General features: G+C 61.5%; 26 protein-coding genes and 4 pseudogenes. 15 read left to right on the top strand and 15 right to left on the bottom strand.

The features are described 5' to 3' along the window. Nucleotides 1-1,464 carry a cytosine permease gene (locus ASD02_RS22990; protein WP_082555601.1) on the top strand — a complete coding sequence of 488 codons (1,464 nt, stop codon included), beginning with the start codon at nucleotides 1-3 and terminating at the stop codon, nucleotides 1,462-1,464. 16 nt (nucleotides 1,465-1,480) lie between these two features. Then, nucleotides 1,481-3,166 (top strand): choline dehydrogenase, encoded by a 1,686-nt coding sequence (gene betA, locus ASD02_RS22985; RefSeq protein ID WP_057221077.1) that lies wholly within the window; start codon nucleotides 1,481-1,483, stop codon nucleotides 3,164-3,166. Nucleotides 3,167-3,298: 132 nt separating this feature from the next. On the opposite strand, the gene ASD02_RS22980 is transcribed toward betA, so the two are convergent. Continuing rightward, the gene (locus ASD02_RS22980; protein ID WP_057221076.1) at nucleotides 3,299-4,783 is read right to left on the bottom strand and encodes a PLP-dependent aminotransferase family protein; all 1,485 of its coding nucleotides are present in this window, start codon (nucleotides 4,781-4,783) and stop codon (nucleotides 3,299-3,301) included. Nucleotides 4,784-5,005: 222 nt separating this feature from the next. On the opposite strand from ASD02_RS22980, the gene ASD02_RS22975 reads away from it, so the two are divergent. From ASD02_RS22975 to ASD02_RS22950, 6 genes are all read left to right on the top strand, one after another. Beyond that, nucleotides 5,006-6,124 carry an ABC transporter substrate-binding protein gene (locus ASD02_RS22975; protein ID WP_057221075.1) on the top strand — a complete coding sequence of 373 codons (1,119 nt, stop codon included), beginning with the start codon at nucleotides 5,006-5,008 and terminating at the stop codon, nucleotides 6,122-6,124. Between the two features lie 71 nt (nucleotides 6,125-6,195). Further along, nucleotides 6,196-7,080 carry an ABC transporter permease subunit gene (locus ASD02_RS22970; RefSeq protein ID WP_057221074.1) on the top strand — a complete coding sequence of 295 codons (885 nt, stop codon included), beginning with the start codon at nucleotides 6,196-6,198 and terminating at the stop codon, nucleotides 7,078-7,080. Then, entirely contained in the window at nucleotides 7,077-7,865 is a 789-nt protein-coding gene (locus tag ASD02_RS22965) for an ABC transporter permease subunit (protein ID WP_025430328.1), read from the top strand. Before ASD02_RS22970 ends, ASD02_RS22965 begins: the two co-directional genes overlap by 4 nt. A 2-nt stretch (nucleotides 7,866-7,867) precedes the next feature. After that, nucleotides 7,868-8,926 carry an ABC transporter ATP-binding protein gene (locus tag ASD02_RS22960; RefSeq protein WP_057221073.1) on the top strand — a complete coding sequence of 353 codons (1,059 nt, stop codon included), beginning with the start codon at nucleotides 7,868-7,870 and terminating at the stop codon, nucleotides 8,924-8,926. A 63-nt stretch (nucleotides 8,927-8,989) separates the two neighbouring features. Continuing rightward, the gene (locus tag ASD02_RS22955; protein WP_082523543.1) at nucleotides 8,990-10,012 is read left to right on the top strand and encodes a TIM barrel protein; all 1,023 of its coding nucleotides are present in this window, start codon (nucleotides 8,990-8,992) and stop codon (nucleotides 10,010-10,012) included. Continuing rightward, the gene (locus ASD02_RS22950; RefSeq protein ID WP_057221072.1) at nucleotides 10,009-10,800 is read left to right on the top strand and encodes an inositol monophosphatase family protein; all 792 of its coding nucleotides are present in this window, start codon (nucleotides 10,009-10,011) and stop codon (nucleotides 10,798-10,800) included. Before ASD02_RS22955 ends, ASD02_RS22950 begins: the two co-directional genes overlap by 4 nt. A 125-nt stretch (nucleotides 10,801-10,925) precedes the next feature. Here ASD02_RS22950 and ASD02_RS22945 read toward each other — a convergent pair whose 3' ends face one another. Together ASD02_RS22945 and ASD02_RS22940 are read right to left on the bottom strand one after the other, a co-directional pair. After that, complete coding sequence (locus tag ASD02_RS22945; protein WP_057207140.1) at nucleotides 10,926-11,300, bottom strand: VOC family protein; 375 nt, start codon at nucleotides 11,298-11,300, stop codon at nucleotides 10,926-10,928. A gap of 300 nt (nucleotides 11,301-11,600) precedes the next feature. Then, on the bottom strand, nucleotides 11,601-12,305 hold the full coding sequence (locus tag ASD02_RS22940) for an SDR family oxidoreductase (protein ID WP_057207323.1): 705 nt from the start codon (nucleotides 12,303-12,305) through the stop codon (nucleotides 11,601-11,603). Nucleotides 12,306-12,412: 107 nt separating this feature from the next. On the opposite strand from ASD02_RS22940, the gene gcvA reads away from it, so the two are divergent. Beyond that, the gene (gene gcvA / locus ASD02_RS22935) at nucleotides 12,413-13,312 is read left to right on the top strand and encodes a transcriptional regulator GcvA (protein ID WP_057207141.1); all 900 of its coding nucleotides are present in this window, start codon (nucleotides 12,413-12,415) and stop codon (nucleotides 13,310-13,312) included. 234 nt (nucleotides 13,313-13,546) lie between these two features. Here the strand turns inward: gcvA and ASD02_RS22930 are convergent, their stop codons facing one another. The 4 genes from ASD02_RS22930 to ASD02_RS22915 all read right to left on the bottom strand — a co-directional run bounded on the left by ASD02_RS22930 (nucleotide 13,547) and on the right by ASD02_RS22915 (nucleotide 15,797). Further along, a complete protein-coding gene (locus tag ASD02_RS22930; RefSeq protein WP_057221071.1) occupies nucleotides 13,547-14,416 on the bottom strand; it encodes a DMT family transporter in 870 nt (289 codons plus the stop codon). A gap of 328 nt (nucleotides 14,417-14,744) precedes the next feature. Continuing rightward, entirely contained in the window at nucleotides 14,745-14,936 is a 192-nt protein-coding gene (locus tag ASD02_RS22925) for a hypothetical protein (RefSeq protein WP_057216906.1), read from the bottom strand. 186 nt (nucleotides 14,937-15,122) lie between these two features. Then, complete coding sequence (locus ASD02_RS22920; protein WP_025430319.1) at nucleotides 15,123-15,368, bottom strand: DUF982 domain-containing protein; 246 nt, start codon at nucleotides 15,366-15,368, stop codon at nucleotides 15,123-15,125. A gap of 126 nt (nucleotides 15,369-15,494) precedes the next feature. Further along, the gene (locus ASD02_RS22915; RefSeq protein ID WP_057207143.1) at nucleotides 15,495-15,797 is read right to left on the bottom strand and encodes a DUF982 domain-containing protein; all 303 of its coding nucleotides are present in this window, start codon (nucleotides 15,795-15,797) and stop codon (nucleotides 15,495-15,497) included. A gap of 823 nt (nucleotides 15,798-16,620) precedes the next feature. Between ASD02_RS22915 and ASD02_RS38460 the strand changes: the two genes are divergently transcribed. Together ASD02_RS38460 and ASD02_RS22905 are read left to right on the top strand one after the other, a co-directional pair. Further along, nucleotides 16,621-17,241 carry a hypothetical protein gene (locus ASD02_RS38460; RefSeq protein WP_156408449.1) on the top strand — a complete coding sequence of 207 codons (621 nt, stop codon included), beginning with the start codon at nucleotides 16,621-16,623 and terminating at the stop codon, nucleotides 17,239-17,241. 99 nt (nucleotides 17,242-17,340) lie between these two features. After that, complete coding sequence (locus ASD02_RS22905) at nucleotides 17,341-17,691, top strand: hypothetical protein (protein WP_057216916.1); 351 nt, start codon at nucleotides 17,341-17,343, stop codon at nucleotides 17,689-17,691. 55 nt (nucleotides 17,692-17,746) lie between these two features. Here the strand turns inward: ASD02_RS22905 and ASD02_RS22900 are convergent, their stop codons facing one another. After that, on the bottom strand, nucleotides 17,747-18,115 hold the full coding sequence (locus ASD02_RS22900) for a hypothetical protein (RefSeq protein ID WP_057207146.1): 369 nt from the start codon (nucleotides 18,113-18,115) through the stop codon (nucleotides 17,747-17,749). A gap of 403 nt (nucleotides 18,116-18,518) precedes the next feature. Beyond that, nucleotides 18,519-18,983: a MarR family winged helix-turn-helix transcriptional regulator gene (locus tag ASD02_RS22895; RefSeq protein WP_057216920.1), complete on the bottom strand. Its 465-nt coding sequence runs from the start codon at nucleotides 18,981-18,983 to the stop codon at nucleotides 18,519-18,521. Between the two features lie 74 nt (nucleotides 18,984-19,057). On the opposite strand from ASD02_RS22895, the gene ASD02_RS22890 reads away from it, so the two are divergent. After that, on the top strand, nucleotides 19,058-19,930 hold the full coding sequence (locus tag ASD02_RS22890) for an SDR family NAD(P)-dependent oxidoreductase (RefSeq protein ID WP_057221070.1): 873 nt from the start codon (nucleotides 19,058-19,060) through the stop codon (nucleotides 19,928-19,930). Nucleotides 19,931-20,068: 138 nt separating this feature from the next. On the opposite strand, the gene ASD02_RS22885 is transcribed toward ASD02_RS22890, so the two are convergent. Beyond that, a complete protein-coding gene (locus ASD02_RS22885) occupies nucleotides 20,069-21,031 on the bottom strand; it encodes a LysR family transcriptional regulator (RefSeq protein WP_057221069.1) in 963 nt (320 codons plus the stop codon). Nucleotides 21,032-21,167: 136 nt separating this feature from the next. On the opposite strand from ASD02_RS22885, the gene ASD02_RS22880 reads away from it, so the two are divergent. Next, nucleotides 21,168-21,770 carry an NAD(P)H-dependent oxidoreductase gene (locus ASD02_RS22880; protein ID WP_025430311.1) on the top strand — a complete coding sequence of 201 codons (603 nt, stop codon included), beginning with the start codon at nucleotides 21,168-21,170 and terminating at the stop codon, nucleotides 21,768-21,770. 61 nt (nucleotides 21,771-21,831) lie between these two features. Further along, nucleotides 21,832-22,659, top strand: coding sequence for an NmrA family NAD(P)-binding protein (locus ASD02_RS22875; protein WP_057216924.1), 828 nt, complete (start codon nucleotides 21,832-21,834; stop codon nucleotides 22,657-22,659). A gap of 202 nt (nucleotides 22,660-22,861) precedes the next feature. On the opposite strand, the gene ASD02_RS22870 is transcribed toward ASD02_RS22875, so the two are convergent. From ASD02_RS22870 to ASD02_RS39415, 4 genes and pseudogenes are all read right to left on the bottom strand, one after another. Then, nucleotides 22,862-23,536 (bottom strand): YoaK family protein, encoded by a 675-nt coding sequence (locus ASD02_RS22870; protein ID WP_057221068.1) that lies wholly within the window; start codon nucleotides 23,534-23,536, stop codon nucleotides 22,862-22,864. A 256-nt stretch (nucleotides 23,537-23,792) separates the two neighbouring features. Next, nucleotides 23,793-24,185 (bottom strand): annotated as a pseudogene (locus tag ASD02_RS37315) (isochorismatase family protein); the annotation flags it as partial. Between the two features lie 276 nt (nucleotides 24,186-24,461). Continuing rightward, nucleotides 24,462-24,608, bottom strand: a pseudogene (locus ASD02_RS39910) (hydrolase); the annotation flags it as partial. Nucleotide 24,609: 1 nt separating this feature from the next. Beyond that, nucleotides 24,610-24,849 (bottom strand): annotated as a pseudogene (locus tag ASD02_RS39415) (hydrolase); the annotation flags it as partial. A gap of 180 nt (nucleotides 24,850-25,029) precedes the next feature. On the opposite strand from ASD02_RS39415, the pseudogene ASD02_RS22855 reads away from it, so the two are divergent. Further along, nucleotides 25,030-25,320, top strand: a pseudogene (locus ASD02_RS22855) (LysR family transcriptional regulator); the annotation flags it as partial. A 354-nt stretch (nucleotides 25,321-25,674) separates the two neighbouring features. Here the strand turns inward: ASD02_RS22855 and ASD02_RS39035 are convergent. Further along, the gene (locus tag ASD02_RS39035; RefSeq protein WP_162250534.1) at nucleotides 25,675-26,031 is read right to left on the bottom strand and encodes a hypothetical protein; all 357 of its coding nucleotides are present in this window, start codon (nucleotides 26,029-26,031) and stop codon (nucleotides 25,675-25,677) included. Between the last annotated feature and the right edge of the window lie 14 nt (nucleotides 26,032-26,045).

Raw genomic sequence — 26,045 nt, 5'->3', positions numbered from 1 at the left:
ATGACCGATCATGTCGCCCGTGGCGGTCTCTCGGCCGCAGAAATCGAACGCGAGGACGCCGCCCGCCACAGCGCCGCTGCCGAGCGCGGTGATGCGCCGCTCCTGCCCTCCGAGAGGCTCTGGGGCTTCTGGGAATTCACCTATGCCAATTCGGCGCTTGCCATCGCCACTTGGGCCTTCCTCATTGGCGGCGCGATTGGCCTGTTCGTCGGGCCGAAGGAAGGTATCGCCGCGATCGTCATCGGCAACATCGTTGGCGTGGTGCTGACGTCGCTCGCTACCACCTGCATGTCCGGGCGCTACGGTGTCGAACAGTTCATCGCGCTGCGCAGCCAGTTCGGCTACAACGGTAGCCGTGTTGTCTACGTTCTGGCCGTGGTGCTGCTCACCATGGGCTGGCTGGCGGTGCTCGCCATGATGTTCGGCCGCTCGATCGACGGCCTGATGGCCCTCAGCGCCGGTGAGGCGGCCAACCCGACTGGCGTCAAGATGGTCATTGCCGCAATCGGCGCCATCCTCGTCACCTGGTTCATCGTCGCCAAGGGCCCAACCTCGATCAAGTTCTTCAACATGGTCGTGTCACCGGCCCTGGTGATCCTGATGGGCGTGATGCTCTACCTCATCCTCAGTCAGCGGTCTTTCAGCGAGCTTCTGGCGCTGCCGGCGCTCGATCCGCCCTTCGAGGACAATACGCTGAACTTCATCGTCGCGGTGGAGGTCAATCTGGCCGCCGGCTTCTCCTGGTGGCCCTATATCGGCAACCTGGCGCGCCTCACCAAGAACGAACGGACCGCCTTCTGGCCGAACATCCTCGGCATCTTCGGGGCGGCTGCCCTTGGCGAAATCGTCGGTCTGCTTGCGGCCGTCTCACTCGGCGAAAGCGATCCGACGATCTGGATGACCAAGATCGCCGGTCCGGTCATCGGCATCATTGCCCTGCTCTTCGTCGCCTTCGCCAACATGACCTCGATGGCGAACATCCTCTACACCTCCATCGTCGGGCTGCGCCAGGTCGGCACGGCGTCTGTGCGCCGCATTCCCTGGGGCACGGTCCTCTTCCTGTTCTGCCTCATCCCGCTCGGCCTGGTGGTGTTCTATCCGCAGATGTACGACGGCTTCTTCATTTTCCTCGTCTGGACCTCGGCGCTCAATTCTGCGCTCGCCGGCATCGGCATCGTCGATTATTTCTTCCTGCGCGGCCAGAAGCTCGACATGCGCAGCCTGCATGGCCCCCAGCAAAACGGTCCCTACCGCTTCTGGGGAGGCTTCAATCCCATCGGGCTCCTCGCCCTTGCCGTCGGCTGCATCGTCTACGTCGTCATCTTCAATCCGCAGACGCTCGCGAGCCTGCCGGCCTTCAAGTACCTGACCGCCTCCATACCCGCCTGTGTCGCGGCAGGTGCGGTCCACTACGTCCTGACCCGGCTCTTCGCCCGCGGGCGCGGCTGGGGCCAGTATCCGTAACCTTGGGAAAACCGTCATGACCGACACATACGACTACATCATCATCGGTGCCGGTTCGGCTGGCTGCGTGCTCGCCAACCGGCTCTCGGAAGACCCGGCCACGAAAGTCCTCGTGCTGGAATACGGCGGCAGCGACAAGTCGATTTTCATCCAGATGCCGACGGCGCTCTCCATCCCGATGAATGGCACGAAGTACAACTGGAAATACATGACTCTGCCGGAACCCGGCCTCGACGGTCGCCGGGTACACTGCCCGCGCGGGAAAGTCATCGGCGGTTCTTCCTCGATCAACGGGCTCGTTTACATGCGCGGCCACGCCCGCGACTTCGACGAGTGGGAGGAGCGGGGCGCGCGCGGCTGGCGCTATGCCAATTGCCTGCCCTATTTCCAGCGTGCCGAAAGCTGGCAGGACGGGGGCGACGCCTATCGCGGCGCTTCCGGTCCGCTCGCCACCAACGCCGGCAACCGCATGCAGAACCCGCTTTACCGCGCCTTCGTCGATGCCGGCCGCGAGGCCGGCTACATCGCCACCGCCGACCCGAACGGCCATATGCAGGAAGGCTTCGGGCCGATGCATATGACGGTGAAGGACGGCGTGCGCTGGTCGACGGCCAACGCTTATCTGAAGCCGGCGATGAGCCGGCCGAACCTCACGGTCATAACCCACGCCATGACGCGGCGTGTGATCCTTGAGGGGAAACGCGCCGTCGGTGTCGAATATGAGTTTGGCGGCACGCGCGTCGTGGCGAAGGCCAGCCGCGAGGTGCTGATCTCCTCCGGTCCGATCGGCTCTCCGCACCTGTTGCAACGCTCTGGCATCGGCCCGGCGGCGGTACTGCGAAAGGCGGGTGTCGCGGTGCTGCACGATCTGCCGGGCGTCGGTGAGAACCTGCAGGACCATTCCGAGGTCTATATCCAATATGCCTGCAAGGAGCCGATCACGCTCAACGGCAAGATGGGCCTTCTCAGCCGTGCCCTGATCGGTGCGGAATGGCTGCTGTTCAAGAAGGGACTTTCAGTCTCCAACCATTTCGAGAGCGGCGGTTTCATCCGTTCCGATGTCGCGCTCGAATGGCCGGACATCCAGTTTCATTTCCTGCCCGCCGCCATGCGCTACGACGGCAAGAAGCCGCTCGAGGGCCACGGCTTCATGGTGCTCACCGGGCCGAACAAGCCGAAGAGCCGGGGCCATGTCCGTCTGCGTTCGCCGGAGGCGCACGAGCAGCCGGACATCCTCTTCAATTATCTCGACCGCGAGGAGGACCGCGAAGGCTTCCGCCGCTGCCTGCGACTGACGCGCGAAATCATCGCCCAGCCGGCCTTCGACCGCTTCCGTGGCGAGGAGATCGCTCCCGGCACCAATGTGCGCAGCAATGACGAGATCGACGCCTGGGTGCGCGAGACGATGGAAAGCACCTATCACCCCTGCGGCTCCTGCCGCATGGGCGAGGATGCCATGGCGGTGGTCGACAGCGACCTGAAGGTGCGCGGCATCGCGGGACTGCGGGTCATTGACAGTTCCGTCTTCCCCACGGAGCCGAACGCCAATCTCAACGCGCCGACGATCATGCTGGCCGAGCGCGCCTCCGACATCGTGCGCGGCAATCCGATGCTCGCCGCCTCCAATGCGGACGTGGGTATTGCGCCCGGAGTCGGGGTGACCCAGCGCAGCGGTACGCCCGTGCGCGCCGTCCGGCACTGAGCTCGGTGGCGGCGATGTTGCGCGGCATAGGCTATATAATCGCCCGACGGGATTGCGACGACACCGAGGAGCCGCAGGACTGGGCTATCGCCATCGAGGCGTTCCTGAGCCGCATGGTCGCCCGTTGCGCCGTCATGTGCGGGCGATCGCCTCGGCGAGGCGAAGAAGGTGAGGCTTCATGCGGTCTGTCGGAACGCCCGCATAGCCGAGGATGAGGGCGCCCGGCCGGGGTGTTGCGATCGTATAGTCGGACAGTGGGTAACATTGCAGCCCGGCATCGCGGACGGCGGCGTGCACGGTCCGGTCGTTGCGGCCGTTTTCCAACCAGGCAAGCGCGTTGAGCCCACTGTCGGAGCAGTCGATGCGCGCAAGGCCGGCGAGCGTCGCCCGTCCCGCCTCCACGAACGCCGCGCGGCGCTCCGCATAGAGGCCGCGCATGCGGCGCAGGTGGCTGGCAAAGTGGCCGCCCCCGATGAATTCGGCAAGGGCGAGCTGGGTTTCCACCGGGACGCTGCGGTGGATCAGTCCCGAGAGGCTGCGGAAGGAGCCGACGAGCTGCGGCGGCAGCACCAGATATCCGACACGAATGCCGGGATAGAGCGCCTTGCTGAAACTGCCCGCATAGATGACCCGGTCATGGCTGTCGATGGACCGCATGGAGGGGAGTGGTGCACCGTCGTAGCGGAATTCGCTGTCATAATCGTCCTCGATGATCCAGCTGTCGTTCGTTCGTGCCCATTCCAGGAGCGTGAGCCGGCGCGGCAGCGACAGCGTCACCCCGAGCGGGTGGTGACGCGACGGCATGACGAAGGCGAGACGCGCGTCGGGATGGCGCGTCATGGCGCCCGCGACGTCCATGCCGTCGGCGTCGATATCGGCAGGGCAGAGGCGCAGCCCGAGCGTTCGGAACAGGTTGCTGGTGGTCACCGGGCCGGGATCCTCGAACCAGATGCCGTCGCCGGGATCGGCCAGCGCGAGCGCAGCGAGCGTGAAGGCGGCATGCCCGCCAGGGGTGATGACGATCTGTTCCGGATCGCAAGGGTCGCGCCGGTGAAGCGCCAGATATTCGGCGATCCTCTGGCGCAGCACCAGCTCGCCGGCGATATCGCCATAGCCCATGGCCACCGCCTTGCCGCTGCGCGTCACCGCATTCCAGCACTTGCGCCAAACGGCGAAGGGAAAGCGGTCGAGCGCCGGTTGGTTGGGCAGGAAGGGCTTATGCTCCATCTGGCCGATTTCGGCCGACACCTCGCGCGACAGTTCGCCGATCCGCGACAGCCGGGGCGCTGCGATATCCGGCGCGTCGCTACGGACAGGTGTGAGGCGCGGTTTCGTCAGTTGGCGCGGCAGGGCCGCCGAGACGAAGGTGCCAGCGCCCTGCCGTGCTTCCAGATATCCCTCCGCCCTCAGGTTCTCCAGCACCCGCACCAGGGTCTGGCGCGACAGGTCCAGTTCCTCGGCAAGGATGCGGCTTGCCGGCAGGCGCGTCCCCGCGCGCAGGTGCCCGCGCAGGATCGCCATGCGCAATTGGTCCTGCACCTGGCGGAATTTCGGCAGGGCGCTTGCAGCGTCGAGGCGAAGGAAGGGCAGGATCGGGCCTTCGAACTGTTTGGCCAAGGCGTGCCTCCGAAAATTGGTACAGTCAAATGCACCATAATGGACGTTTGATTGTTGTCCAATTGTTACATCCTGCCCTTACATAAAAACGCACCGATGCAGCTCCCGAGGACGCAGACAGGTGCAAGGGGAACCGGACGGGCGGCGAGCCGACGACCGGATGCAAGGACAGCACGCAGCCATCGCCCACGAACCGTCGCAGACGGTCAACAGGAGGACTCCATGAAACGCTACGTATCCCGCGCCGCGAGCCGCGCGTTCGTCTCCACGCTTGCTCTTGCGGTCGCGCTACCGGGGCTTGCCCGTGCGGAAGCCCCGCAGGACCTCGTGGATGCCGCCACCAAGGAAGGCATGCTGACGGTGATCGCGCTGCCACATGACTGGTGCAATTACGGCGAAGTCATTACCGGCTTCAAAGCCAAGTATCCGGGCATCACCGTCAACGAACTGAACCCCGACGCCGGCACAGCCGATGAGTTGGAAGCGATCCGGGCCAACAAGGGCAATACCGGTTCGCAGGCGCCCGATGTCGTCGACCTCGGCCTCGCCTTCGCGCCGGCCGCAGCAGAAGAGGGCCTGCTTCAGCCCTACATGGTGGCGACCTGGGACGAGATCCCGGCCAACATCAAGGACGAAAAGGGCTATTGGTACGGCGACTACTACGGCGTCATGGCCTTCGGCGTGAACAAGGACCTGCTTGCAACCGCGCCGGCCGACTGGTCGGATCTCGCCAAGTCCGAATACTCCGGCGCCGTGGCGCTGACGGGCGATCCGCGCTCCTCGGCGCAGGCGATCCTCGCGCTGATGTCGGCGGGCGTTTCGCGCGGTGCGAAGCCCGGTGCCGATTCCGGCGCCAAGGGGCTGGAACTCTTCGCGGAGCTGAACAAAGCTGGCAACTTCGTGCCGGTACTCGGAAAGGCCGGCACCATCGCGCAAGGCCAGACCCCGATCGTCGCGGCCTGGGATTACAACCTGCTCGCCTGGCGCGACGGCCTGAAGGGCAACCCGCCAATGGACGTGGTCGTTCCGGCAAGCGGCGTGGTGGCCGGTGTCTATGTGCAGGCGATCTCGGCCTATGCGCCGCATCCCAACGCCGCCAAGCTCTGGATGGAGTATCTCTATTCCGACGAGGGCCAGATCGGCTGGCTTAAGGGCTACTGCCACCCGGCGCGCTTCAACGCCATGCTGAAGGCCGGCAAGTTCCCCCAGGCGCTTCTGGACAAGCTGCCGCCGGCGGAAGCCTATGAGAAGGCCATCTTCCCGAGCGTCGAGGAGCTCTCCGCCAACAAGACCGCCATCGTCGAAGGCTGGGACAAGGTCGTCGGCGCCAACGTGAAATAGGGTTCGCGTTTGCTACAGAGGCTCCGCTTGCCGCGGAGCCTCCCGCGGCTCCACCCTCAGGGAAAAATCCGATGACGACAAGCGCCGCATCCCTGCCGGCCGCCCTCAGGCCGCGGCAGGTTCGCAATTGGTTCGGGGTTGCCCCCTTCTTCATCTTCGCTCTGCTTTTCCTGATCCTGCCGACGTTCAACATCGTCGTCGGCGCGTTCCGCAATTCGGACGGGCAGGCAACGCTGGAAAACATCGGCAAGCTCTTCTCGCCGTCGATCCGGGGAGCCTTCTGGATCTCCATCGAACTCAGCCTGCTGACGGCGGTGCTCGGCTGCGTGATCGGTTTCCTTATCGCCGCCGCCATCTCGCTCGGCGACCTGCCGCGCCCGCTGCGCAACGGGATACTCACCTTTTCCGGCGTCGCTTCGAATTTCGCCGGCGTGCCGCTCGCCTTTGCCTTCATCGCCACACTCGGTCGCCTCGGTTTCGTGACGATGCTGCTGCGCAACTGGTTCGGCATCAACCTCTACGGCTCCGGCTTCAACATCGTCTCGTTCCTCGGCCTGGCACTCACCTATCTCTATTTCCAGATCCCGCTGATGGTGCTGATCATCACGCCGGCGCTGGACGGGTTGCGGCGCGAATGGCGCGAGGCGGCCGAAAGCCTGGGCGCGAGCGGTTTCCAGTATTGGCGCCTGGTGGCGCTGCCGGTGCTGTGGCCGTCGCTGCTCGGCACGCTGGCCCTGCTCTTCGCCAATGCCTTCGGCGCCGTTGCAACTGCCATCGCGCTCACCGGCTCGTCGCTCTCCATCGCGCCCATCGTGCTCTTCGCCCAGATCCGCGGCGACGTGCTCAACGATCCGCACCTCGGTTATGCCATCGCCTTTGCCATGATCGTTTTGACCGGCATCGCCAACGGCATCTACATCCTCCTGCGCATGCGCGCCGAACGGTGGGTAAAATGACGGGAAAACGCCTCTGGTCCTGGCTCGCCGTCGCTCTCGGCGGGCTCTATTTCCTGCTGCCGCTCCTCGGCATGTTCGATTTCTCGATGCGCATGACGCGCGGCGAATACAGTTTCGAGGCCTACCGTGTCGTGCTGGCCGATCCGCAGTTCCAGCAGACCTTCGGCTATTCGGTCGTACTGGCGCTCCTGACCATCGTGCTCGGCATCCTGATCGTCGTGCCGACGGCCTATTTCGTCAGGCTGCGCCTACCGGGCCTGCGCCCGGTTGTGGAATTCATCACGCTGCTGCCGCTGGTCATTCCGCCGATCGTCATCGTCTTCGGCTATATCCGCATCTACAACACTTCCTCGATCCTGCCGCTGACGGGAAGCTGGTGGGGCACGAACATCCTGCTGCTGTTCGGCTACGCGACGCTGTCGCTGCCATATATGTACCGCTCGGTGGACACCGGCCTTCGCACCATCGACATCGCGAGCCTCACCGAGGCGGCGCAAAGCCTCGGGGCCGGCTGGGCGCGCATCCTCGCCGCCGTCATCCTGCCGAACGTCTTCGTCTCGGTCATGTCGGGGGCATTCCTGACCTTCGCCATCGTCATCGGCGAATACGTCTTCGCAGCACTCCTCAACGTCAATTCCTTCGGTCCCTACATGGTGTGGATGGGCGGCAACCGGGCATACGAGCCCTCGGCACTCGCCGTGGTCGCCTTCGCCATCACCTGGGCCTGCATGGGATTGATGCAGCTTTTCACCCGCTTTTCCAAATTCTCCACCGTGAGGCGCTGACCATGGCCTTTCTCGACATTCATCATCTGGAAAAATCCTTCGGCGCGACGCGCGTCGTCAAGGATTTCAATCTTGGCATCGAAAAAGGCGAGTTCGTCTCCTTCCTCGGTCCTTCCGGCTGCGGCAAGACCACGGTGCTGCGCATGGTGGCGGGGTTCGAAACGCCGACTTCCGGTTCGATCCGCATCGACGGGCGGGACGTGACCCGCATTGCCGCCAACCGGCGCAACATCGGCATGGTGTTCCAGGCCTACGCGTTGTTCCCCAACCTGACGGTGGCCGACAATATCGGCTTCGGCCTCAAGGTGGCGGGCGAGGGCAAGGCCGCGATCCGCACCCGGGTCGCCGAGATGCTTGAGCTGATTGGCCTGCCGCAGCTGGGCGGCCGCTATCCCTTCCAGCTGTCCGGCGGCCAGCAGCAGCGCGTGGCGCTGGGCCGAGCGCTTGCCGTGCGCCCGCAGGTGTTGCTTCTCGACGAGCCCCTCTCGGCGCTCGACGCGAAAATCCGCGTCAGCTTGCGCGAAGAGATCCGCCGCATCCAGCGCGACCTCGGCATCACCACCATCTTCGTCACGCACGACCAGGAAGAGGCGCTCTCCATGTCGGATCGCGTCGTGGTCATGCATCAGGGCGTGGCCGACCAGGTCGGAACCCCGTTCGAGATCTACAACCGGCCGACAACGCGCTTCGTGGCCGAGTTCGTCGGCACGCTGAACCTCATCGACGCCGAGCTCACGGACGCCGCTGCCGGCCGGATCCGGCTGGGCGACGTGCGGGTGGCGCTGAACCGGACGCTGGCGGGGCGTTCCGGCGACCGCATCAGCCTGGCGCTCAGGCCGGAAACGGTGGCGTTGGGGCGCAAGGAGGACGGCAATGTCGTTCTCTCCGGCCATATCGCCGAGGTGCATTTCCTCGGTTCGGTGATCCGCGTCCGCGTCGCGGTTGCCGGCCAGCTCCTCTCGCTCGATACGTTCAACCAGCCCGACAGGCCGCCGCCGGCGATCGGCGCGCCAGTCGAGGTCAGCGTTTCGGATCGCGACCTGCTGGTGCTGGCCGCCTGACGGCGGCGGATCGCCCTTCAACCAACACGATTATCTTGCGGAGGAACCGGCACCGTGACGGATATGCCATGGAACGCCATGCCGCGCCCGGACTGGCGGGCGAGAATTGCAGCCCTTGCCGCTGAAAGCCGCGGCCGACTTGCCGCGCGGGCGAGGAGCGCCCCGCTGTTTGCGCATGCCTATGCCTTTCATCTCAACATGCGCTTCGGCGGCATGACGCCGCTGCATCTCATCGAATTCGCCCATGCGCAGCAGCTTTGCGGCATCAAGATCCATATTGAGGACGGCGAAGAGGCAAGCCTGAGCCGGATGCCGGACGCGGCTCTGCAAGCCTTTGCGGGGGCTGTCGGGCGCCACGGGCTGGAACTGCATGTCGAGACCAGCACGACGGAAGCGGCCGGGCTTTCGGATGCCGTGCGCATCGCGCTTGCCGCCGGCGCCACCTCGCTGCGCTGCTATCCGCGCTACGAGGGTCGCATTTCGGAGATCGTCGAGTGGACGATCGCAGACCTGCGGCGCCTTGTCGACTTCGATCCGCAGGCACGGCTGCGCTACACGCTCGAACAGCACGAGGACCTGACATCCGGGGAGCTGATCCGTATCCTGCGGGCCGTCGACAACCCGCGCCTCGGCCTGCTGTTCGATTTCGGCAACATGATCAACGCCTACGAATTGCCGCTGCCGGCGCTGGCGCTGCAGGCGCCCTACATTGCCGAAGTGCATGTGAAGGATTGCCTCGTCCAACCGGATCGTGGCGGCTGGGCTCATCTTGCCTGCCTGTCCGGCGAAGGGCATCTGCCGATGGCGGCGATGTTTGTGGAATTGCTGCTTCTGGGCGAAGACCGACCGCAGGTTCTGGCCTTCGGGCTGGAGGAGGAAGAAGGGTATTTCGCGCCCGCCCTGCGGTTGCCTTCGGATGAGCCGGACCCGTTCATTGCCGCCCGCCCGGCGAGCTTCACCGATATAGGGCCAGGCAACCTGACGGCGCGTCTGCGGCAGGAGGCCGCCGCCGCCCAAAGACAGGTCGAGACGGTCAGAACCCTGTTGCGCGAGATCGCGACCGAAGCCGAAAGGAACCAAGCATGACGCCTGCACAGACCTGCCCGCCGGCCTTTCTGGCGCTCGCCCACGCCATGGCGGACGCTGCCGCCGATGTCATCCGCCCGTATTTCCGCCAGCGCCTTGCCATCGACGCCAAGGCCGATGCCAGTCCCGTAACCATCGCCGACCGCGATGCGGAAGCAGCGATGCGGCAACTGATCGAGGTCCATTTCCCCGATCACGGCATCAGGGGAGAGGAGTTCGGCGCCTGCCGGACGGATGCCGAATGGATCTGGGTGCTTGATCCCATCGATGGCACGAAATCCTTCGTCTCCGGCTCGCTCGCCTTCGGCACGCAGATCGCCCTTCTTTATCGCGGTGAACCCGTACTCGGCATGATCAATCAGCCGATCACGGGCGAACGCTGGCTTGGCCTATCCGGCACGCCGGCGACCCTCAACGGTGACCCGATCCGCACCAGCGATCGAGCGGCTATCGATCAGGCGATTCTCTACACCTCTGCTCTGGAACAGTTCGACCGCGAGCGGCACAGCCAATTCGCCGTGTTGGCCGCAAAGGTCCACTTCACCCGGTTTTCGCACGACTGCTACGCTGCCGGCCTCCTGGCCCTAGGCGGCATCGATCTCCTCCTCGAAAGCAATGTCTTCGACTACGATATTTTGCCGCAGATCCCGATCGTGCTCGGCGCCGGCGGCATTGTGACGGATTGGGAAGGCAGACCACTAGCGGACGCGCGCCGATATGATGCGGTGCTGATGGCGGCGAACGAAAAAATCCATCGGGCAGCGCTGGAGGCTCTTTGTCGAGCGTGATGTCCGACGCGGAACTCAGCCAAGGCGTTGATCCGGTCTCGGTTTTTGGGTCTGGAAGCAGACGGTCAACGCTTGGCATGAGCGGTGGCGGCCGGTCGCTTGTGGACGTCGCCGCGATGGAGGGGTTAGGCCCCCGGTTCGTGGCAAACCACTTCGATATTGTGCCCGTCGGGGCCAATGACGAAAGCTGCATAGTAGTTCGCGTGGTAGTGCGGGCGCAGACCGGGCGCACCGTTGTCTTTGCCACCGGCCTGCAGAGCCGCGCGATAGAAAGCTTCGACTTGCTGGCGATTGTCGGCCGTGAACGCCAAATGAAGATGCGCCGGCTTCTCCTCGGTTTGGTACAGGCACAGTGAAGCCTTACCCTTTGGGCTAAGCTCGACACCGTATGTCGGCGGTCCCTCCGCGACGACAGCTACACCGAGCGGTTCGAGTGCGCTCAGGAAGAACGCTTTGCTCGCTGCATAGTCGCTCACTCCGAATTTGACGTGGTCAAACATGAGTTCTCCTGAAATGTGTCGGCCTGCCTCACGGAGAAGCAGCCGGAGCGTGCCGCCTGCTGCGCCTTGCGCTGCAAAGCGGTCCTTCGCGGCCGTTTTGCGTGTCAGAGCTTAATGGCATGGCTCACTCATTGGGGTGCCCAGAAGGGTAGCGCCCCAATGAGTGAGCCCGCAGGGCACGCAGACTGAGCCGGCCATTGAGGTAGGATACCGGTCTCTCAGGCCTGGATGGAGGAAATCGGGATCCCACCCAACAATCGTTGACCCCAACCTTCTCACATGACGATCCGACAGCAGCGATCACACGGAGCGCGTGATGCCGCCGTCAACACGAATGTTCTGGCCCGTGATGTAGGCCGCACCATCGGAGGCAAGAAATGCCACCGTTGCGGCGATTTCGTCGCTGGTGCCATACCTCTTCATAGGCACGCCCTCGCGCCGTTCCTCGGTGGCCGGAAGGCTGTCGATCCAGCCGGGCAGGATATTGTTCATGCGGATATTCTCGGCCGCATAGGCGTCGGCAAACACCTTTGTGAAGGAGGCAAGGCCCGCGCGCGCCACCGCCGAGGTCGGAAACATGGCGCTTGGTTCGAATGCCCATGCGGTGGAGATGTTTATGATCGAGCCGGATTTCTGGCCTTGCATTATGGGCGTTACCAGCCGTGTCGGTCGCACGGCATTCAGGAAGTAAACGTCGATTCCGGTGTGCCAGTCCTCATCCGTAATCTCAAGGATCGGCTTCCTCGGCCCATGCCCTGCGCTGTTCACCAGCACGTCGATCCGGCCCCAACGGTCCACCGTACCATCCACTAGGCGCTTCAGGTCGTCGTTGGATTGGTTCGATCCGGTGAGGCCAAATCCGCCGAGTTCCTGCGCCAGCGCCTCTCCCTTGCCCGAGGATGACAGGATGGCCACCTTGAACCCGTCAGCGGCCAGACGCCGGGCCGAGGCCGCACCCATACCAGAACCACCCGCCACGACGATCGCCACTTTTTCTGCTGACATATTCGTTTCCTTCATCGGGATTTGCGTTAATTACCCACAGTGATAGCATCTTTCGTCTAGGCTCACGAACCAGAACAACACTTATCATCCAGTAGAAAAACTATCGCATGGCTGACGGTAATCGGCGACTTCCGCCGCTGAACGCATTGCGTGCCTTCGAGGCCGCATCGCGACATCTGAACTTCCGCCTCGCCGCTGAAGAGTTGGGAGTGACGCAGGGTGCAGTCGCGCAGCAGGTGCGCGGTTTGGAAACCTCCCTCGGCCTGAAGCTATTCGAGCGCCATACGCGGACGCTTGCGCTCACCGACGTTGGGCGCAGCTATGTGGGCAATATCAGCCGCGCCTTCGAACTGATTTCCGATGCGACGGAAGCCCTGAAACCCGAACCACGCCATCTGACCATCAGCGTGACGCCAACCTTCGCGTCACGCTGGCTGATCCCACGGTTGCCGGACTTCACGGAGATGCATCCCGACATCGGCCTGCGCATTCTGGCGACCGACCGGATCTCCAATTTCCAAACCGACGCGGTGGACTTGGCGGTGCGCTACGGGCGTCCGCCATTCGGACCGGGTCTGATCGCCGACCTCCTGTACGAAAACGTGATCGTTGCTGTCGCAAGCCCTCTGTTGATCGAGAAGCTTGGACCGCCAACACAGCCTGAAAATCTCAGGCATTATGCGTTGCTACATGATGCCCATGATTTCTGGCCCCAGTTTCTGGATGTTGCCTTTCCCGCAGGGGTCGCCACCTCGGGCAAGAACATCCGGTTCAACCAAACCTCGCTCGCGATCGAGGCAGCGGCGGCCGGGCAGGGCCTCGCTCTCGCCAGCCTGTTCTTCGTGACGGACGATCTGGGTTCCCGTCGTCTTGTCCGCCCGTTCACGCCAGAATTGCGCGTTGGAGCGGACTTCTATCTGGTCTCGCCTCGCAAGCCGCGCCACCCGGCCGCTGTTCTGGAGGTTCGAGAATGGATGAGCGCGGCCAAGGCGGGTAGGATGGGCTGAGACATCGGATCAATCACAGCGGTTATGTGATTGTGTTCCCGCCATCGCGGTTGGACGTTTTGCGACGTCGCGGCACAGGGACTTTTGCCGCCGCCGATTGTCTCTCTTGCTCCGCTCCTCTCGTTGTTATGCCTTTCTTGGAAAAAGGTATAACTCGAATGAAAACATACCAACGTCGAAGTCACCCGCCGCGAGGCACTGGCCTTTGGACGCGGATGGCGTCCACAATCCTGCCTACGACCGCTTCGTCAATTGATGTTCTCGCCAGATGGTGAAAAGGCCCGCGCCGACGACGATGAGAGCGCCTGCGATCATGTTGTGCGTTAAATTCTCGTCGAACAACATCACAGCTACAATGACATTGAGAACCAGCTGAAAATAGGTGACAGGCTGAACTTCGGCGGCAGGCAGCAGCCCATACGCCCTGATCAGGAAGTAGTGACTGAGCGTACCGCAGACGCAAAGCGCTGCCAGCGCAAGCCAGTCGAAAGTCTGGACTTCGGTCCAATAGAAGGGGCCAATGAGCGAAATCGCCAGAGCTCCGACGACCCCGGCATAAAAAAGGCTTGTGACTGCCGAATCCTCATGGCTGACCGCGCGGGTGGCGATGCTGTAGAGCGCAAACAGCACGGATGCTGCAAGCGGCAGAAGAAGCGACATGTCGAAGTGAACATCTACGGGATTTATGATCACCAAAACGCCAATCAGCCCAACCAGTACCGCGGTCCCGCGCCGCCATCCTACCGTCTCTCCCAGCAGCGGAATTGACAGGACCGTGACGATCAGCGGCGTTGCCTGGAAGATCGACTGGCTCATCGCGAGCCCGGCATGAACGTAGGAAAAGACGATGATGACGATTTCCGCGACGAGCAAAAGTCCGCGTGCGATCTGTAACCAAGGATGACGCGTCTGAACGGCGCGGCGATATCCGCCCGGTGACGATGCGGCGAAACAGAATACGAAGAGCGCAAACGCCCAGAACCGTATCATGGTTATGAAAAGCGCCGGGTAACGATCACCAAGGTACTTGGTGATGGCGTCCTGGGCGGCGAAAATGCAGATCGCCAGAAAGGCGAAGAGGTAGCCGCGGGTCTTGGAGCTCATCTCACATACACTCAGAATCGTTGACGATCCTGAGTAGCATAGTCCTTGGGTCAAAGTCCGGTGCAAGCCGGCATGTTGTCGACGGCGCGGTGATGAAGCCAAGGTTTGCAATCGTCACTCGGTCGCGTGCGGCCGCGCCGGTCGACGCCAAGCCCTCCCTTTTCTCGCATAAGGTTCGAGGGGAGGCGTCGCGGACCACTTTTCACACTACTGCCTGTTTCCCTAAATCCAACGATAAAAACATGCAGGAATTCAAAGTGCTACAGCGAACTTTGCCGTTTTATTAGACGAGCGGCGCTGTAGCCAGACGATCTGCACAGCAGTTGGGTTAACGGAAGCGCGGTCGTTTGGGCGGGGCGTTGGTTTCGAGCTCATGCCTGCTCGCGAACTTGCCCAACAGGGAAAGGAGCTTGCCCTGATCCTTGCTGCTTATGCTGTGGCGGATACAATGCTCCACGACGTCGAACACAGGTTGGTGGGGCTGTGAATTCAGCTTTTGATCGTTAATATGTTTGGACATGATCGTACCTCCGGCCAAATAACGCCGGGACGGGCAGACAAGTTCCCTGCGGGCGGCCGCTTTCGACGCCTCGCCAACGCCTCGGCCGCCAGGGCTGGTCGCATCGGGCCCCGCATTCCAATTGAACCTGCGGACATATGTGGGACATGGTCGATCGCGGTGCGAGCGCGGGGCGACAGCGTGATGTCAGTGCAGTTTTGTAATCTTAGCCTCGGCAATTGCCTCCACAAACGCCTCGCGGGCTTGTTCCCAAGGGTAGGTACCAAGCATTGCGTCCGTGCACTTGTTGAGGGCGTCGGTGAAGGCGACACCATAGTCTACCGGCCAGCTGTCGTTAAGCAAAGTAGCTGCCCGCGCGGGCGTCCAAACCATCTGCACGCCGTCGAGGTCGGGAAGCTGGATGATGACGCATTCGTTCCAAGTTTCGATCATCGCCCTGTCCTTTTCTTCGCAGGGATAACGATCGGATGCAGCCTTCGTTCCGAAGCGGTCCCGGCAGAAGCAGGGCCCCGGTTTGCGTGGATCGCCGGAGGTCGATCCGTGATCGCCAGTGTAACCTTAGGCGGCCCTTTGAGGATTACTGCCTCCGGGCACCTTCACCTGTTCAAATGCCGCTGTGGCCGGCAAACCGGCTTCAAGACAGGCTGCGATGAACGCTTCGCGCGCGACGGCGACTGGTGTCGCCCGCTGAAGTGCACCGCGGCAAGTCCTGACCGCGCGCTCGTAGCGCTGTCCTCGACGAAGCGGCCACTCATTTTCCAGGAAATCAAGAGCCTCATAGACGGACGAGAAGACGTGATGCGTGCCGTTCTGAAACTTTACCAAGAGCGGCACAGACCATGGCATTTCCGCAATGAACATGGGTTCCTCCTTCACATGCAAGTGGATGAAGAAAGACAGGTTAAATTAGGTGCCGCGAATGGATGTTCAAGCGGGCAATTGACGCCCGCAAAGAAAAGGCCCCTGCGGGAGGGGCCGAGAGAACGACAGCTGTTGCGGGGGGACTGCCAGCTGTCATGGGGTGTCCATAAAACGCGGGCGCTGGCGAATTGTTCCGAACTTGCTGACCTCGCACCGGGCTGCTCCAGATATCCCTCGCGCGCATAAACATCTAGCGTCCGTGACCTTGCCCCTTTGAAATCCATCTTGAATTAAGCTCCGGCCGATAGCGGGTGACGGTGCCTGGCGAAATTAAGAGATTCTCACATCACCATCATGTGCAGCGGTGGACGGGGCTAACTCCCGTCTGCAGGGTCACCGTTTGGGTTCGGCGCTGGCATCTCTCTTATATCTCGCGCGGGATGTTTGCGGTCGTCGGGCTCCGATGGCGCTTCCTTGTTGTCGGGACGGCGGATTGGCTGTGCTCTAGGGTCGACCCTCTTGGGTGGGCTTGGACATGTCCAGTACTCCAGGTTCAATGAGAAGAACCGATTGACAAGACTGAAGGTTCCGGGACCGCCACGGACGTGACTAAAGACGGTTGTATTGGTCACGGAAGGATCTCCGCGGGCGGCGTCTGCAAGAGACACGACGCAGTCTTTTGTCGCCATTGGGAACCGGAAGTCAGACCTGAATGTCGCCGGTCTGCGAACGGTCGCTCCTGTCGTTTGTTCCGCTCATTCGTTGCCACATTCGTGATCGATTTCTTTTGAGCGATCGACCGATAGTCGATTTTGAGGTTAGGATGGGTCGCGAGGTCCATGAGGTTCATTATGCCGACGCCGATCCGGTTCGTTATTTTGAACGTGAGCGTGGGGTTTTTGCTTGGGGCAGCGCTGCTCTGATCGTAAAAATCGCTCCGGTCGCCCTCGGGCACGGCCAAAGTCTTGATCCGCTTGCGTTCGGGTTGCAGATCTACGCTTTCGGTGCATCTTTTGGTCTCGGTGCACTGGCGACGGCTTTGATCATGATTGCCGAGGATTTGATAAACCCAAGTGTGATCGACGAAATTGTGAAGCGGCTTTGGCCCGAGATGACCGTTGAAGGAGATCACGTTGAAAATCCCAAGCCCTTTGAGCCAAACGAACAAATGCGGGCCGCCGATCCATGTCCCAAGGGAAAATCGCCGGCATTGTGGTGCACGACTGGCATCCCTTGGCTTCGGGTAGATCCAGCGGGCAACCAATGCGGACGATCACGCGCTCGGTTACGGCAATCTCCTCAGCCAGCGTATAGAAGCCAGGAGCGCGGCTGCGTCTGCGCTACATCCATGAAGTCTGCCACCATCGGGCGCGATCAGGGCCATTGCGAAACTCTTTTCACTGTCACATCAGCAAACCCTAATCTTCAAGGAAGTTTCGTCTGAGCGTTCTGAAGTTTCTTAAGCGAAGCACTGGGCGGGCATGCAAGGGAACCGAAATCGGGCAGGCAGTATTTTGCTGCTCATTGCACTCAGGAGGTGGTTATGATCGACAATGACGCCTGGACAATGGAAGAGCGTCTCTGGTGTGAAGGCGAGAGTGCCTACAGGGATCTTGTGCACCCCGGCTGCATTATGGTTTTCGTGGCGCCTCTCGGCATTCTTCAAGGGTCCGAAATCATCGAAAGCATTCGACAGTCGCCGCGTTGGGATTGGATCAGGATGACGGAAAAGTGTTTTGCGCAGCCGTCGGACGACGTCATGGTCTTGGCCTATCGTGCGTTAGCGAATAGGCGCGAAACGGAGGCTTATCACGCCTATTGTACGTCGACCTATCATGCTTGCGAGAACGACTGGAAACTCGTTCAGCATCAGCAAACGCCACATGCCATCTGATGATGCATTGGATCAGTTTGGAACGGTCTCTCTTCGCAGACGTCCGGGGGCCGGGCTATTTTTGTGATCGCTCCAAAAGGATACGCATCTCATCGAACCGCCTTTTTCGCGCAGCGTCCTCCTCCTGGGGCGAATAGCAGGTGTTCGATTGGCAAAACCGGACCAATGAAAAGGGCGGCTTCGCGTTACTGAATTCACATTCAAACGTGTCCGACATTTCCGATTTTGCCACGTTGGCACGCGTCGAATAGGTCAGCCGCACGCCCGGCGGCTTCAGTTCCGGGAAGGACTGAACAATTCCAAGATGCAACACATCGGTCAGAAGGAAGTTTTTTGCGACCGTGGCGCATATCGCTTCCAGATCCCCTGACTGGGCGAAAGCTGGAGATGCGACCAGGTTCAGCAAAAGCACATACCGTATCATGTAGTTCCTCCGGGGCTTTACCTTGTAGGTAACTAGAGGCGGAACAATAATATCAATTGGTCGTTGCGCGAAATTTCGACCGCCATGAAGAAGTCGGCAGAGGGTTTGACGCCGGTAGGCGAGAAGCCCTCGCGAGCCGATCGTTGGATGGGAACAATCCTGCGCTTTCGCCATTATATTAGTGCACGCGCAAAAGCGATCCCGAACCTAATCCCTCCGGATCGTGTGCAGGATGGCCTCCTCGAAAGGAGGCCATCTGTCTATTGCAGCGGCCGACACGCCCATGGCCGGATGACGAGATTGTCCATCACCGACACGGTGCGTGCTACAAGGCCGGCTGACGTTCCCAAATGACCGTTCCACAAAGGCCGACCACCATGTCTGTGCCCTTCGGGGGCTGGTCCTAGTTTGCTTTGCCGGAGTTGAAGCGACGAAGCAGGGCCGTAAAGAGGCGTAGATCCGCCTCGCTCCAGCCGTCGAGACGACGGCGAAAAACCTCGCCCTTGTACTTGATCGCTGCGCGTATCTTGGTGACGCCCTGGTCTGTCAGGGACAGTATTACGCCACGCTTATCGGCCGGATCGGGACGAGACTCGACGATTCCGGCTTGCTTTAGCTGTCGCACCAGGCGGCTAGTCGCGCTACGGTCCATAGCCAAACCATCTGCAACATGGCTCGCCTGAGCCGGCCCGTACGCGTGAAGCCACTGGATGATGTGGTAGGCGGCCGGTTGCAAATCGGCGTCGAAGCTGGCGGCCATTTCAGTCGCAACCGCGCGGGACGCGCTCAGCAGTGCATTGAGCTGTTCGCCGAGCGATAGCCACAGCAGGGGCGTCTCATTTGTTTCGTCTTCGGTGAGGGACGCCATGCAGTCGCTCCCCTTTCCATTCCTTGGCGTTATCGATATGATGGATATATATCCACTATATCTATGAGGTGTCCATGTCCGAGATTTCCGCGCCCATCGTCGTCATGACCGGCGCTACGAGCGGAATCGGGCGTCTGGCGGCGATCGAGCTGGCCAGTCGTGGTGCGCATTTGGTGCTGATTGCACGCTCCGAGGTCAATGCGGAAGCCACCGGTAATGCAATCAGGACGGTCGCGCCGCAGGCGCAGATCGACATTCATTATGCGGACTTGACGCGATTGGAGACAGTCTCCGCAGTCGGCCAGACGATCGCGAGGGAACATGACAAGATCGATGTGCTGATCAACAATGCCGGCATTCACGCCTTCGCGCCGCGCACCACGGTCGACGGCTACGACGAGATGATGGCGGTCAATTATCTCGCACCCTGGCTGCTCACGAGCACCCTGCGCGAGACGCTGATCCGGTCTGCACCCTCGCGCATTGTGACCACGGCATCGGAAGCGTCCCGCCATCACGGAAAGATCGAACTGACGGGCGATATGTTCGCGCCCACGCGGTTTTCCCGGCTAGGCTCCTCACGGATCTACGGACGGACGAAACTGCTTCACATCATGTTATCCCTCGAACTTTCGCGGCAGCTGGAAGGAACCGGCGTGGCAGTGAACTGCCTGGACCCAGGTTTTAATGTCACTGGTCTGGGGCGCGAGCTGAGCTTTGCGCCAATGCTCGAACGGATCCTGACGAGGCTGAAGATTGGCGATCCCCGTCGAGGCGCGGGCATCATCGTTCGTCTCGCCATGGATGCTGAGTTCGGGACCGCTACGGGCGGATATTTCTCGGTGAAGGATGCAACGCCGCTGGAGCCTGTCTCGCCCGCCGACGACCCGAATGCGCGGCAGGCATTGTGGGCCATAACCCACGAGGTGCTTGGGGCGATTTCCTGAGGCGGACGAGGCTTCGCGGCTGAAAGGACCCGACGAGCGTTCCTGGAGTCCTGCAGGAGCGCGTACGAAGCGGAACACTGACAAAGGCCCGGAAAACCGGGGCATTTTGACGTCTATTGCCGACCTACCGATGCTATATCAGAGCCGTGGGTCCGGCCCTTCTGAAGTTGGATCGGCAATTGGCGCGAATTGCTGCGATCCTTCTGCGCTCAACAATTCGGCACGTATCTTGCCGACGACGGAGTCGATGAAAGCAGAAACCGCCAGTGGCAAGTGAGCCCGGTTGGGGTAGACGACGCTCATGCCGAGATTGCGGCGCATGTATTGGGGCAACACCGGCACCAGTCGGCCAGCCGCGAAATCGGCTGTGCCCAGGATTGGTGTCAACGCGATGCCGAGGCCTGCTATAGCCGCCTTTCGGATCGCCTGTGCGGTATTCGCCATCACGCGGCCGGTGACGGTCACCTCCTCCTCGGGTCCGTCGGGACCTTGAAGGCGCCAGGTCGCATAGTCCCGGGCCTGTGGCATAAACAGACAGTCATGACGGGTCAGCTCCTGCAATGTGGCAGGCGTCCCGCGCGCGGCAAGGTAGGAGGGGCTGGCGACAAGTCCGAACGAGCGGGTTTGGATCTTGCGCACAACATAGTTCGGACCACGGGTTGCGTTCCCTCGGAAGGCGACATCGATGCCTTCTTCGATAAGGTCAGCCGTGGCGTCGCTTAACACGAACTCGATACGCACTTGTGGGTGCGAGGCCAGGAATTCGGCTATCCATTCCATTTTGTAGAAGTCGAAGAAGTCGGCGGGCATCGCCACACGTATCAGCTCCCTGGGCACCCGCGCGCCGGCAATCAGATCCTCTCCCGCTTGTTGCAGTCCGTCCACGGCCGCAGCGCTATTATCGTAGAGTTCATGTCCGGCATCGGTGAGTTTCAGCTTCCGGGTGGATCGCTGCATGAGCCGGGCGCCGAGCTGCTCTTCCAATTCCTGAATGCGCCGGCTGACCGTATTGGCGGGGATCCCCAAACGACGTCCGGCCTCCGCGAAACTGCCAAAGCGAACAACCTGCACGAACAGGCCGATGTCGTTCAGGTCGAGCATCGATATTCCTTCTAAAAATGGGGGAGTTAAATCCAATAGCCCCGCCTAGTCAATTAAATATGCGGCGAGCATTTTAGGGACAGCGGGAATTGCACGCAGTCCCGATTGTTCGACAAGCCTGAAAGGAAGCACCCACATGTCCAAGAACCCACATATCGGCATCGTCGTCGGCTCGACGCGAGAGGGCCGCTTCAGCGAGCGGGCGGCCGCATGGTTTCACAAGATTGCCGCTCGGCGCAGCGATCTCAGCGTCGAAATTGTCGACCTGCGCGACTACCCGATGCCATTCTTCGATGAGCCGGCATCGCCGGCCTGGATGCAGCCGAAGGATCACGTCGCAGAGCGTTGGGCGGCGAAGCTGGCCGCGTTGGACGGGTTCGTCTTCGTCACGCCGGAATACAATCACGGATACAGCGCAGTGCTGAAGAACGCGCTGGACTATGCCTTCCAGCAATTCAACCGCAAGCCGGCCGCCTTCGTCGGGTATGGCGGCGTCGGGGCCGCACGCGCCATCGAGCAACTGCGCATGGTTGCCGTCGAACTTCAGATGGCGCCGATCCCCAAGTCCGTGAACATCGGCATGGCCGAGTTCCTTGGCATCTGGCAGCAGGGCAAGGATTTCGCGGATTTTCCGCATCTCGAACAGGCGGCGGGCGTTCTGTTGGATGACTTTTCCTGGTGGAGCCACACGCTGCAGACAGGGCGTCAGGCCACATCCGCACTGGCTTCAGTCGGCTGAACGCGTTGGGTCGCCGCTCGGCCCAACCGGCGGCGGCCCAATCTGGTCCAGTGAAAGGGGATTGGTCATCAGTCGGAAGCTTGCTGTCGTCGTCACGGGAGCCACAGGCCAACAAGGCGGCGCTGTCGCGAAGAACCTGCTGGAGCGCGGCCACGAGGTTCGCGCCGTCACGCGCAATACCGACTCCGCGAAGGCAAGGAAGCTCGCAAACGCTGGCGCCACACTCTTCCGCGCCTCACTCGAAGCCACGGCCACGCTCACCAAGGCGCTCGAAGGAGCGACCTCTCTCTTCGTGATGACGACGCCATTCGAAGGAGGTCCGCAAGCCGAGACGCGGCAGGGCAACTCCGCCGCGGACGCATCCAAGGCCGCAGGCGTACACCTCGTCTTCAACTCGGTCGGCTCTGCCAATCGACAGACGGGCGTCCCGCACTTCGACAGCAAGTACGAGGTCGAAAAGCACATCGCCGAGATCGGCGTGCGTGCCACGGTCCTGACAGCGTACACGTCCCTGCGCGCCGTGCTTGCCGAGCACACTACCTTCGACCCGAAGGTGGGTGCGGCCCTCACCCTCGCGGCTGCGGCCGGGGTCGGCAACGCCTACATGACCCGTATCGCCAGTCGGCTCGCCCAGATGAATGGCTGGACCGAAGAGCAGGTCGGTGCCTTAAAAACGGGCACCTCGACAAACGACGTCAAAATCGATGTGCTCGCCGGCCTGGCCAGGGAAGCGGCTGCCAATTCGGGAAACGTCGCCGACGTCACCTGGAAGGCCGCTCAATTCGCCGGCTGGAGCGATGAGCAACTAGCCGACGTGTTTGCTTACGTGGGGGCGACGGTATTTACGGGGTACTTCCTCAATTACGCACAAACGGATTTGGATGTCTAAGTGCGTCAAGGGGTCTGCGGAAGGTCATTCCTTCAACCGCGGTCGATGACATCGTTGAGAGATCCAACAGAGTAGCGACATGGTGAGGCCACTCATTCGCATAGGGGGTAGGTCCAGACGTCTGCCCGACGAGCGGTCGTGCGGTCTCCGTCGAGCCGCAGCGATCGCACCTTCGGGCGACAAAATGACAGCGACCATCCGCTTAGCTCGACTTCTGTGCGCTCTGAGGCGAATAGAAAAGGCCGATCAGGAGCAACAAAGAGGCTGGCAAGAGCATGCCGGCAACGCCAACCGTGACTTGCGCAAACGCGCCGGCGGCGCACCCTAGCACAAAGCCAAGCACCAGGATGATCGACGTCAATGATTGCCCCCACTCTTCCGGCTTCTCGGTGTAGCCGATGAGGCGACGAGCAGCGGCGGTGGCGAGCCCGGCGATGTTGCCTGTCATCAGCGAGAACGGCGGGCCGAGCCTGGTGTCGAGACGCTCGATGGCCGTCAACATCCCCATCGCGACGACGGCGAGAAGTGCACAGGCGGATACCGGCCCGGCATCGAAGATTGCAAGAAGAGCGGACATCGCGGACGCGGCTGCGGCGACCATGAGCGTCCAGAACGTCGCGCGTTCGAGAGGCTTGATCGAGGTGACCATGATCGCCGCCAAACCCGCGCCCACCATGAAGAGAGGGAATGACATGATCTGAAGACCACGCAAACCACCTTTTTCGTGACCGACCAGCCCCAGCCCGAGGAGCACGACATTGCCGGTGACCAGTCCAACGAAAAGGCCGCCCAAATGAATGAAGAAGAGCGCGTCCGCGAATCCGGAGACGAATGCCAGTACCAGTGAATTGCTTTTCCCGCGAAGTATATTCAGCATTGTCTGCGGTGACCCCTATTGGTTGAGACTGATTCCGGCCCTTCTTGCAAAGCGGGCGCAGCAAGCGATCCACGCTTGTCCTCCGACGACGGCCGGGTGAGGCGATTTAACGACGCTATTCAGGTGCTGCGTGCTTTCTCCTTAATACCGGTCCGGTGCTCCAACGTGTGCTCGAAAGTGAAATCGAACCCTGTGGTCAGGGCCTCCACCTCCCTGGTGCGTCTCGACGACAAACCAGGGAGGCGACCGGTGATGATTATTTTGCGGGGTTCGGGCCAATCCGCTTGCCGTGGGTGACGCGTTCAGCGGCCTTGTGGACCATGGTGTAGGCATAATCGATGCCCATTCCGTAGGCGCCGGAATGCTCCTTCACCAGTGTGGTAACCGCGTCATAGGTTTCCTTCCGCGCCCAGTCGCGCTGCCACTCAAGGAGGACCTGCTGCCAGGTCACCGGAATGACGCCGGCTTGAACCATGCGGTCCATTGCGTATTTGTGTGCGTCGGCCGAAGTGCCGCCGGAAGCGTCGGCAACCATGTAGATTTCGTAGTCCGGAACATCGCGGAGAGCCGAGAGTGCGAAGGTCGTGTTGCAGACTTCGGTCCACAGACCTGACACGACAATCTTCTTGCGGCCGTTCGCAGCATTCTTNGCGTCATAGGTTTCCTTCCGCGCCCAGTCGCGCTGCCACTCAAGGAGGACCTGCTGCCAGGTCACCGGAATGACGCCGGCTTGAACCATGCGGTCCATTGCGTATTTGTGTGCGTCGGCCGAAGTGCCGCCGGAAGCATCGGCAACCATGTAGATTTCGTAGTCCGAAACATCGCGGAGAGCCGAGAGTGCGAAGGTCGTGTTGCAGACTTCGGTCCACAGACCTGACACGACAATCTTCTTGCGGCCGTTCGCAGCATTCTTCGCCAGCGCATCGCGGACGTTCTGATCGTCCCAGGAGTTCATCGAAGTGCGCTCGAGGATGTCGTTTTCCGGGAAGACGGCGAGCAGTTCGGGATAGGTGTGGCCGGAGAAGGATTCGGTCTCGACGGTGGTGATCGTCGTCGGAATATCGAAGACCTTNGTCGTTTTCCGGGAAGACGGCGAGCAGTTCGGGATAGGTGTGGCCGGAGAAGGATTCGGTCTCGACGGTGGTGATCGTCGTCGGAATATCGAAGACCTTGGCGGCCTTGGCGAGGCCCACGACATTGTTCTTCAGCACCTGGCGGTCGATCGACTGCACGCCGAAAGCCATCTGCGGCTGCTGGTCGATGAAGATGAGCTGGCTGTTTTGCGGGGTCAGGACTTCGAGTTTGCTGGACATGGGTTATCTCCTCTTTGAGTTGGTGGGAAGCAGGGCGTCTGCCGCCGCCTTCGCCGGTTTCTGCGGTAAACTTGTTTGGTGAGAATAGGTGTAGTCCCGTTGATTGCGTCGAGTAATTGCAATAAAAATTGCGAATGAATTGCGTTTTTGGAAATAATCAAGATGAACGACTAGAAGGCCCTGCGCATCTTCCTGCTTGCCGCCGAAAAACGAAATTTTGCCCAGGTAGCGCGGGAGCTCAACTTGGCGCCCGCCGCGATCACACGGGCCATTTCCACTCTGGAAGACGATCTCGGCATCCAGCTTTTCGTGCGCACGACGCGGCAGGTGTCGCTGACGACGGACGGGGCGATCTTCGCCGCACAGGTCCAGCCCGCCATGCCGGCGCTCGAAACGGCGCGCAATGACGTGATCGACGCCCACAAGGCGGATCAGGGGCGGCTTCGCATCAGCGCGCCGACCTGGTTTGGCAACAGTATGTGCCTGCCTTCGTGGCGACGCTGCAGTAAGCCACGCAAACTCATGGGCAGCCAACCCTCCTTCTCTGGCGGTCATCATCTTAACGTGGGGCGAGTGCCACCACCCTCATCGGATCTGCTGCCATTCGAAGCTGCGAACGCGGTCGAGGATATCCCCTTGTAATAGGCGCCACGCTTCGGCGTCGGATGGTTCACAACGACCTTCGCCCAAGAGGGGCGGGCCTTGCCCGTTGCTGGGGCACGGTCATCGCCGAGAGCGACAGATGAACAGATCAAGATTGAGACTGCCGCTATTGCGGCAGGTCCGGCCATGTTTTTCATTCTTTGATCCTTTGCGGGAGTTTAACTAACGATGCCGTGCGTTCCTCTGTCGCTGAACGGCCCTGCAGGCGCAGCCGAGCGCGCCGAAGAAGCCCTTGAGATCGGCGATCGGCAGGCGTGATGTCCAGGCGCCGGCGCCTTCCGGACCGCCCCAGGCGGCATAGCCACCGAAGGTCCTGACCGGTGACCAGTCGGGCATGACGGCGGCGTGACTGTCAGGATCATCGGCTTCTCCCCGAGTAATTGCCGGTTGCGGAAGTGGTTCCCCGATATTGCTTCTATCCCGCTGCAGGTTCTTGTCCGGAATGTCTGCTTTTTGAAGATTCTCCCGTTTACCCGCAACGAAGGGAAACTCGGCGGACGGCAGGGATACATCGTTCACATAACGGTGATTGC

It is taken from the genome of Ensifer sp. Root1252 (genome assembly GCF_001425885.1).
Lineage (GTDB): Bacteria > Pseudomonadota > Alphaproteobacteria > Rhizobiales > Rhizobiaceae > Ensifer > Ensifer canadensis.
This window is presented reverse-complemented; position numbering and strand designations above follow the sequence as displayed.